This window comes from Geminicoccus flavidas, assembly GCF_009806515.1.
In the GTDB taxonomy this organism is placed as follows: Bacteria; Pseudomonadota; Alphaproteobacteria; order Geminicoccales; family Geminicoccaceae; genus Geminicoccus; species Geminicoccus flavidus.
This window is the reverse complement of the sequence record NZ_WUJP01000074.1, coordinates 1-7410: the sequence shown is the minus strand read 5'-3', so window position 1 is coordinate 7410 and position 7410 is coordinate 1. Positions and strand designations below refer to the sequence as shown.

Annotated in this window: 7 protein-coding genes and 1 pseudogene; all 8 read right to left on the bottom strand. The window is 66.4% G+C overall.

Translation table 11 applies throughout. The features are described from left to right. Positions 1-669 (bottom strand): annotated as a pseudogene (locus tag EQG76_RS01975) (D-apionate lactonase); the annotation flags it as partial. 13 nt (positions 670-682) lie between these two features. Beyond that, positions 683-1489 (bottom strand): carbohydrate ABC transporter permease, encoded by an 807-nt coding sequence (locus EQG76_RS01970; protein ID WP_159710131.1) that lies wholly within the window; start codon positions 1487-1489, stop codon positions 683-685. Beyond that, positions 1486-2370, bottom strand: coding sequence for a carbohydrate ABC transporter permease (locus tag EQG76_RS01965; RefSeq protein ID WP_159710129.1), 885 nt, complete (start codon positions 2368-2370; stop codon positions 1486-1488). Before EQG76_RS01965 ends, EQG76_RS01970 begins: the two co-directional genes overlap by 4 nt. Continuing rightward, complete coding sequence (locus EQG76_RS01960) at positions 2367-3566, bottom strand: MFS transporter (RefSeq protein ID WP_159710127.1); 1200 nt, start codon at positions 3564-3566, stop codon at positions 2367-2369. Before EQG76_RS01960 ends, EQG76_RS01965 begins: the two co-directional genes overlap by 4 nt. A 72-nt stretch (positions 3567-3638) precedes the next feature. Continuing rightward, positions 3639-5093 carry an ABC transporter substrate-binding protein gene (locus EQG76_RS01955; RefSeq protein ID WP_159710125.1) on the bottom strand — a complete coding sequence of 485 codons (1455 nt, stop codon included), beginning with the start codon at positions 5091-5093 and terminating at the stop codon, positions 3639-3641. A 51-nt stretch (positions 5094-5144) separates the two neighbouring features. Beyond that, the gene (locus EQG76_RS01950) at positions 5145-6188 is read right to left on the bottom strand and encodes an NAD(P)-dependent oxidoreductase (RefSeq protein WP_159710123.1); all 1044 of its coding nucleotides are present in this window, start codon (positions 6186-6188) and stop codon (positions 5145-5147) included. A 2-nt stretch (positions 6189-6190) separates the two neighbouring features. Then, a complete protein-coding gene (locus EQG76_RS01945) occupies positions 6191-7018 on the bottom strand; it encodes an HpcH/HpaI aldolase family protein (protein WP_159710121.1) in 828 nt (275 codons plus the stop codon). Then, entirely contained in the window at positions 7015-7341 is a 327-nt protein-coding gene (locus EQG76_RS01940) for a putative quinol monooxygenase (RefSeq protein ID WP_159710119.1), read from the bottom strand. Before EQG76_RS01940 ends, EQG76_RS01945 begins: the two co-directional genes overlap by 4 nt. Positions 7342-7410 lie beyond the last annotated feature (69 nt).

The following is a 7410-nucleotide window of genomic DNA, read 5'->3' as shown; positions in this document are numbered from 1 at the left end:
GCCCTTCTCCAGCGTGTAGGGCCAGCGCAGGGCCAGGGGGCGGATATAGGTCTTGTACGAGGCGTCCAGCCAGTTGCGCTGGTCCTCCATCTCGTAGGCGTCCCCCTCCATGCGGCAGGTGACGCGCACGCCTGGATAGACCTCGTGGCTGAGCGCGCGGATGTCCTTGAACGGCTGGATCGGGTCGATCAGCTCAGGAAAGCGGCTTTCCTCGACGCTGCCATCCACATGCTCGACCCGGACCGGCTCGCCGGCGATGCCCTCCACCCCGTGCAGCACCACGAAGCCGGCCCGGTTGGTGACGAAGTCGGTCAGCGCCTCGCCTAGTACCCGGAAGCGCAGCGAGCCATCGGCCCGGCCGGTGATCTCCGCATCGTAGGCGAAGGACTGCGCACCATCGGAGCAGGTGGCGCGGTAGGCGACCCGAAAGCCGTCGTCGTCCTCATGGACGTCGAGATCGGCGATCTCGGGGCCATAGGTGCCCCAGTTACGGTCGCGCACGATCATGGAGATGGCGCGGATCGCCTCGCGGCCGCCCAGCCGGACATGACGCAAATTGCCGGCGTCCAGCGTGCAGGCGAGGGGACCGGCCTTCAGCGTCCGGGTCGCGGCGACCGGTTCCTCGGTGCCGAACAGGGCGATCGCCCGGCTGACAGTGCTGCTCGTCATGCGTCTTCTCCCCTCAACCCTTGACGGCACCCAGCGAGATCCCGCGGACCAGGTAGCGCTGCAGGAACGCCACCGCGAGGAAGATGGGCACGGTGCCCAGCACGCTCATCGCCGAGATCTTCGCCCAGAAGTTCGACTGGCCACCGAAATAATGGGTGAGCTGAACCGGGAAGGTCGTAACTGCGCTGCGGGTCAGGACGAGCGCGAACAGGAACTCGTTCCAGGCGAACACGAAGGTGAACACGGCGGTGGCGAACAGGCCGGTGCGGGCCAGCGGCAGCACGATCTTGGTGAACACCTGCAGCCGCGTGCAGCCGTCGACGAGCGCCGACTCCTCGATCTCGCGCGGGATCTCCTGCAGGTAGCCGCGCATCATCCAGACCACGTAGGGCAGGTTGAACGCGGTGTAGAGGATGATCAGCCCGAGATAAGTGTCGACTAAGCCGAGCTTGACGTAGAGCAGGAAGATCGGGAACACGACCACGATCGGCGGCACCATGCGCTGGGAAAGCACCCAGATCGAGAAATGGTCGCCGCCCGTCCGGAACCTGGCGATCGCATAGGCGCACATCGTGCCGATCAGCATGGCCGCCACGGTCGAGACCGAAGCCACCACCAGGCTGTTCCAGATCGTGATCACGTCGCCGTCGCGGAACAGGACGGTGTAGTTCGACAGCTGGAAGCTCGATGGCCACCAGACCGGCGGATAGCTGAAGATCTCGTCCGGCGTCTTGAAGGAGATCGTGAACAGCCAGTAGATCGGGAACAGGAACAGGACCGTCACCATGACGGCGACGACGAAGCGGATGGCCGTCCTCATCGGGCGATCTCCACGCGCTTGAGCGCCGCCATCACGAGCACCGTCAGGATCACGATGATCACGAAGGCCATGGCGGCGGTGTAGCTGGTCTCGAACTGCTGGAAGCCCTGGACATAGGCGTAGATCGAGATTGTCTCGGTGCGCGTACCGGGGCCGCCCTTGGTGAGCGCCCAGATCACGTCGAAGATCCGGAACAGGTCGAGGCCGCGGATCAGTAGGGCGATCACGATCACCGGCCGGATCACCGGCAGAATGATCGACCAGAGCGTGCGCCAGAAGCCGGCCCCGTCGATCCGCGCGGCCTCGCTCAAGGAGGGGTCGACATTGGTCAGCGAGGCGAACAGCAGCAGGAACATGAACGGCGTCCACTGCCAGACCTCGGCGATCAGGATCGCCGCGTAGACGAAGTTCGGATCGTTCAGCCAGAGGATCGTGACCGGCTCGCCGGCCATCCAGGAGATCACCTGGTTGATCGGCCCGAACCGGTTGTCGAACAGGAGGCGCCAGGCAGCCCCCGCCACAATCGGCGAGATCACCGTGGGCAGCACCAGCAGCGCCACGAACACCGGCCGGCCGGGCAGTTCCTCCAGGAACAGCAGTGCCAGCGCCAGGCCCAGGATTAGTTCCAGCGGCAACGCCACCGCGGTGAACATGAGGGTGTGGCCCAGCGCCTCCCAGAACCGGGTGTCGGACATCAGGCGCTGGTAGTTCAGCAGTCCCTGGAAGCTCGTGTCCTCGTCGATCATCGAGATGTTCTGGACGCTGACCAGCAGGGTCCAGATCAGCGGGAACAGGCCGATGAACAGGATGATCGCTACGGCGGGGGCGATCATTGCATAGCCGAACCGGCGGTCGTGGCGGTGGACGTTTGGCTGAGTCATCGAAGCTCCGCGAGCCGGCGGTCACGGCTGAAGGCGAGAAAGCCCGTGGCGATGGCCAGGAGTGCGGCCAAGCTGAGGAACACCGCAGTCCACACGGGCGGGGCCACGCTGGCCGCGACCTGGCCGGTCAGCGCCTGCAGCAGCGCGGCACCGGCAAAGCAGGCGCCATTCAGGAGGGTCAGGCCGCGGCCCATCTCCTCCGGTGCGAAGAACCGCCGCCCCTGGGCCATCACCATGTTGAAGACGCTGCCAAAGCATCCGACCAGCACCAGCGCCGCCGTCGCCACCAGCAGGCTGCCCGTGACCATCAGGGCCACCAGCGAGGCCAGGGTGATGCAGGATCCCAGCAGCACCGGCAGCTTGCGCCGGTCGGTCCGGCGCTCGATCGAGGCATAGAGCAGCGGCCCCACGATCATGCCGATCGACATGAGCAGCAGCACGTTGCCGCGCTCGATCGCATCCAGGTCGAACATGTCGGCCAGATAGGGCCCGCCCCATAGGCCGCGCATCGTGACCATCACGCCGTAGCCGATCAGAGCCATCGGCATGAGTGGCCAGAGCTCGCGCTTGCGGGCGACCCGGAGCGTGCCGATCAGTGCACGCAGCGGATGCTCGCCCGAGGCCGGTGCCGAGCTGCCGTCGCGCGTGTCCTGGACGAACAGCCAGGCGAGCAGGGCGGACAGGCCCACGATCGCCGCCACCGCCACCAGCGCCAGACGCCAGCCGATCAGGCCGGCCAGCCAGGCCAGTGGTGCGGTGCCCATCAGGTTGCCGAGGCTGCCGAGTGCCAGGACCAGCGAAGCCAGGCTGGCGAAGCGGGCCGGGTCATACCAGCGGGTCAGGAGCACCAGCGTGCCCATATAGACCGGTGCGCAGCCGATCCCGATCACCACCTGGGCGAGGATGCCAACCTCGAGATTGGGCGCCATTGCGAGCAGCAGCGCGCCCAGGGCTGCTATCAGCACCATCGGCGCCACCAGCTTGCGGATGCCGTACTTATCCAGGGCGATGCCGACCGGGATCTGCATCACGGCGAACGCGATGAACCAGACGCTGGACAGAAGGCCCAGGTCCTGGGTGGTGAGGTCCAGGTCGCGCGACAGCTCGGGCGCGATGACGGCCAGCGAGGTGCGGAAGAACTGGCTGAGGATATAGGCAAGCGTCAGGGCCGCCAAGCTGGCCAAAGGCTGCGTCATGAAGAATCCGGGAAAGCAGCAAGGAACGGCAAGATGCCGCCCGGCCAGCGGCCGGGCGGCATCCCTACGCGTTCAGGCCTTCGGCGGGTAGGCGTTGGGCTTCGACGCCCAGTCCGCATAGGCCGCCTTCTGCCGGTCGACGCCGACCCGCTCGGTCACCGCGTCCCACTGGGCGGCGACATCGTCCAGGATCGCCTGCGGGTCCTCGCCCGACCATAGCCGGGAGATGCCCTGGCGGATCGCCTCCTCGTACCGGTCGGTCTGCAGGATCGACAGGTCGAGGATGCCGGTGTTCGCCGCCTCCTGGAGGGCTGCAAGGTATTGCGGCGCTTCCGGCCAGCGGCTCTTGTATTCCTCGCTGGTGAAGTGGCCCTCGCGGAACGGGTCGCGCAGGGCGAACGGGAGCTGGACCCGCTGGATCGAGATGTCCCGCGAGTTCAGCCACTGGATGAACAGATAGGCCGCTTCCTTGTTGGCCGAGGAGGCCGAGACCGAGAGTGCGAAGCCGGATGCCAGCTGCGGATGGCCGCCCGGGGTCACGGCATAGCCGACCTTGCCGGCGATCGTGCTCTTGGGCACCCAGTTCAGCGCCGCCTCGTCCGTGCCATAACCAGCGGCCCAGCGGCCATAGGGCGGCCAGGACAGGGTCATCGCCGTGTCGCCCTGCAGGAAAGCGGCCAGGTTCTCGACGAAGCCGAAAGTCTCGACCCCTGGCGGCATCCACTTGTTCTCGGCCACCCAGTCCGAGAAGACCTTGACGCCGGCCGGCGAGTTCACCTGGGCCTTCATGGTCTCGGCATCGAAGAAGATGCCGCCCTCGTTGCGGAACCGCTCCTGGAACATGAACTGACCCTGGGCGGGGTCGCGGATGAAGGCGGCCCCATAGGGCTTGCCGCCGGTCACCTCGGTGATCAGCGCACCGACCTCGTCGAACTCCTTCCAGGTCTTGGGCGGCACCGGCAGGTCGTAGCCGTGCTTGGCCTTGAACGCCTCCTGGATCTCCGGGTCGCCCAGGATGTCGGTGCGGTAGTACATGATGAAGACGTCGCCGTCGTCCGGCAGGCCGTAGATCTTGCCGTCCACGGTCATCTGGTTGTCCCGGTAGACCGGGGCGATGTCCTGCAGCTCGTCGCGATAGCCGTACTTGTCGACATATTCGTCGAGCTGTTCCAGGGCGCCGGCGCGCACTAGGTCCGGCATCCAGGCCGGGATCACGTTGAGCGCATCATAGGCGCCGGTGCCGGCCCGGTGCTCCTGCAGGATCTTGGTGAACATCTCCGAGGTCGGCACTTCGACGACCTTCACCTTGATTCCGGTCTCCTTCTCCCAGAGCGGTCCGCTGAAGTTCAGCGGGTCGAGCGCCTGCAGGCCGGCCTCCCAGACGATCGAGATCTCGGTGCCGGCATATTGCTTGGCGGCTTCGACCGCCTTCTTCGCCGCGGACTCCGCGGCGAACGACGGCCGTGCCAGGGCGGCGAGTGCCCCAGCCATGGCGGTGGCTTCGAAGAAACGACGACGCTGCATCATCTTGTTCTGCCTCCCTCAAAATCATGCGGCCAGGCTGGGCCGCCTCCTATGTCAAGCCGACCTCGCCTTCGCCCTGGCGAGCTTCTCCTGGAAGCGCGGATCATCCAGCACTTGCCGGTTGACCACGCCCTTGGGGTTCTGGCCGTTCAGGATCGCGAGCGCGCCGGCTACGTCGCCGGCGCCATTGCCGGCGAAGCACTGGTCGGTCCAGCACAGGGCGTGCGGCGAGACGATCACGTTGTCGAGCTGGAGGATCGGCTCGTCGGCCGGCACCGGCTCGACCTCGAACACGTCCAGCCCGGCGCCGGCAATGGTGCCGTCCACCAGGGCCCAGTAGAGCGCCTTCTGGTCGACCGTGGGACCGCGCGAGGTGTTGATCAGATAGGCGCTGGGCTTCATCAGCTTGAGCGCCCGCTCGTTGACGATGTGGTGGGTCGCCTCCGACAGCGGCACCGACACCGAGACGAAGTCCGAGCGCTGGAACAGCTCGTCGAAGCCCACCAGCTCCACGCCCAGCTCGGCCGCGAGCTTCGGGTCGGCATAGGGGTCGTGGGCGATGACCTTCATCTCGAACGGCTTGAGCAGCCGGATCGCCTCGGCACCGATATTGCCGATGCCGAGCTGGCCAAAGGTACGCCCAACGATGCCCATGCCCATGTGCTCGGAACGCTCGTTCCAGCGCCCCTCGCGGGTCATCCTGTCCTTGATCAGGAGCTTCTGCGAAAGCGCCAGCACGAAGGTCACGATCGAGACGGCGACCGGCCGCCGGATGCCGTCTGGGGTGATCACCAGGGCGATGCCATTGTCCGTGCAGGCTCCGACGTCGACGCTGTCATAGCCCACGCCGAACCGGCAAACCGCCGCCAGCCTTCCGTCCTTCGGCACGCTGGCGGCTGTGAACTTCGGCACTAGCAGGATCAGAACGTCATAGCCCGCCAGCCCTTCGGCCGGCATCACGCCGTCCACGGGGTCAACATAGCCGATCTCGATCCGCGGGTCGGAGATCAGCGGCGACAGGTCGAAGGAGGGGTAGGTGGGCGAGCCGTCCGCCTTCCGGAAGTCGGAGGAAAGCGCCACCCTGAACTTGTCGGCCATGCTCACTTGCCCTTCTCGACGTTCTTCTTCTGGAGCTTTTCCGGTGCAGACGCCGGAACGCAGCCCGCGCGCAGCCCGTCGATCCCGCTCTTCACCGCCGCCTGGTAGGTCCAGACGTCGCCGGCATAACAGAGGAAGTCGAAGCCCTTGCCGTGATACTCGATTCCGGTCGCGACGTCCGGCACCAGGCGGCCGAGCCGCTTGCCATGCCGGCGGCAGGCAGCAGCGACCGTGTCGATCGCATCCAGGAAGGTGCGGCTCTGGAACTGGCCGGGCTCGCCCAGCGAGCAGGACAGGTCGAAATGGCCGACCCACAGGCAGTCAATCCCGGGCATGGCGGCGAGCGCGTCGGCGTTGTCGACGCCCTCCTTGGTCTCGATCTGGGCGAACACTACCGAGCGCCGGTTCTGGGCGGCCAGCTTGGCCAGCACGTCGCCGCCGCGATAGGCGTCATGCGCGATGCCGAGCGCCACGCCGCGCTTGCCTTCCGGCACGTATTTCACCGCGTCGATGATGCTCTGCGCCTCTTCGGGCGTGGACACCATCGGCAGCATGATCCCCTCTGCCCCCATGTCCATGGCGCGCGCGATGTGCTGGTACTCGCGCGACGGCACCCGGACGATGGCGGGTAGGCGGGCCGCCTCCAGGTAGCGGACCGCCGACTTCACCGTCTCGAAGCCGAAGCCGGAATGCTCGCAGTCGAACAGGACGAAGTCGCAGCCGGCATTCTTCAGGATATGGCCGATCCCGGGGGTTGCGAACTCGACGACGAAGTGGCCGAACTTCGGTGCTGCATCCTCGCACAGCTCGCGCATGGTCGCGTAGCTCATCGCGGGGCTCCCGAACTCGGCTTGCAGTGCTCGGCAAGCTCCAGCAGCCGTACCGTGGAGCTCGCGACCAGGTCGGCGGAGCGCTCCTTGAAGGCCAAGAAGTGTGGCGTCTCCAGGTGGCGGTCGAACGCCGCCTGGTCGTCATAGATCTCGTAGAGCAGCAATTCGGTAGGATCCTCGGGCGAAGTGACCACATCGAAACGGCGACAGCCGGGCTCGTCCGTGACCGAGGCCAGGGCATTGGCGGTGACGAGTGTGCGGAACTCGTCGACCGCGGCCGGTTTCAGGCGAAACTCGACCATCACCACCAACCCGTCGCTCATCGTTTCCTTCCTGCCTTGTTCCAATAGAGGCCCGCCACCTCGGTCAGATGGTCGGCCATTGCCTGCGCC

Bases quoted from the DNA above. Each gene is read 5' to 3' on its own strand.
- EQG76_RS01945 (WP_159710121.1), bottom strand. From the start codon at position 7,018: ATGAGCTACGCGACCATGCGCGAGCTGTGCGAGGATGCAGCACCGAAG.
- EQG76_RS01960 (WP_159710127.1), bottom strand. From the start codon at position 3,566: ATGACGCAGCCTTTGGCCAGCTTGGCGGCCCTGACGCTTGCCTATATC.
- EQG76_RS01955 (WP_159710125.1), bottom strand. From the start codon at position 5,093: ATGATGCAGCGTCGTCGTTTCTTCGAAGCCACCGCCATGGCTGGGGCA.
- EQG76_RS01940 (WP_159710119.1), bottom strand. From the start codon at position 7,341: ATGAGCGACGGGTTGGTGGTGATGGTCGAGTTTCGCCTGAAACCGGCC.
- EQG76_RS01965 (WP_159710129.1), bottom strand. From the start codon at position 2,370: ATGACTCAGCCAAACGTCCACCGCCACGACCGCCGGTTCGGCTATGCA.
- EQG76_RS01950 (WP_159710123.1), bottom strand. From the start codon at position 6,188: ATGGCCGACAAGTTCAGGGTGGCGCTTTCCTCCGACTTCCGGAAGGCG.
- EQG76_RS01970 (WP_159710131.1), bottom strand. From the start codon at position 1,489: ATGAGGACGGCCATCCGCTTCGTCGTCGCCGTCATGGTGACGGTCCTG.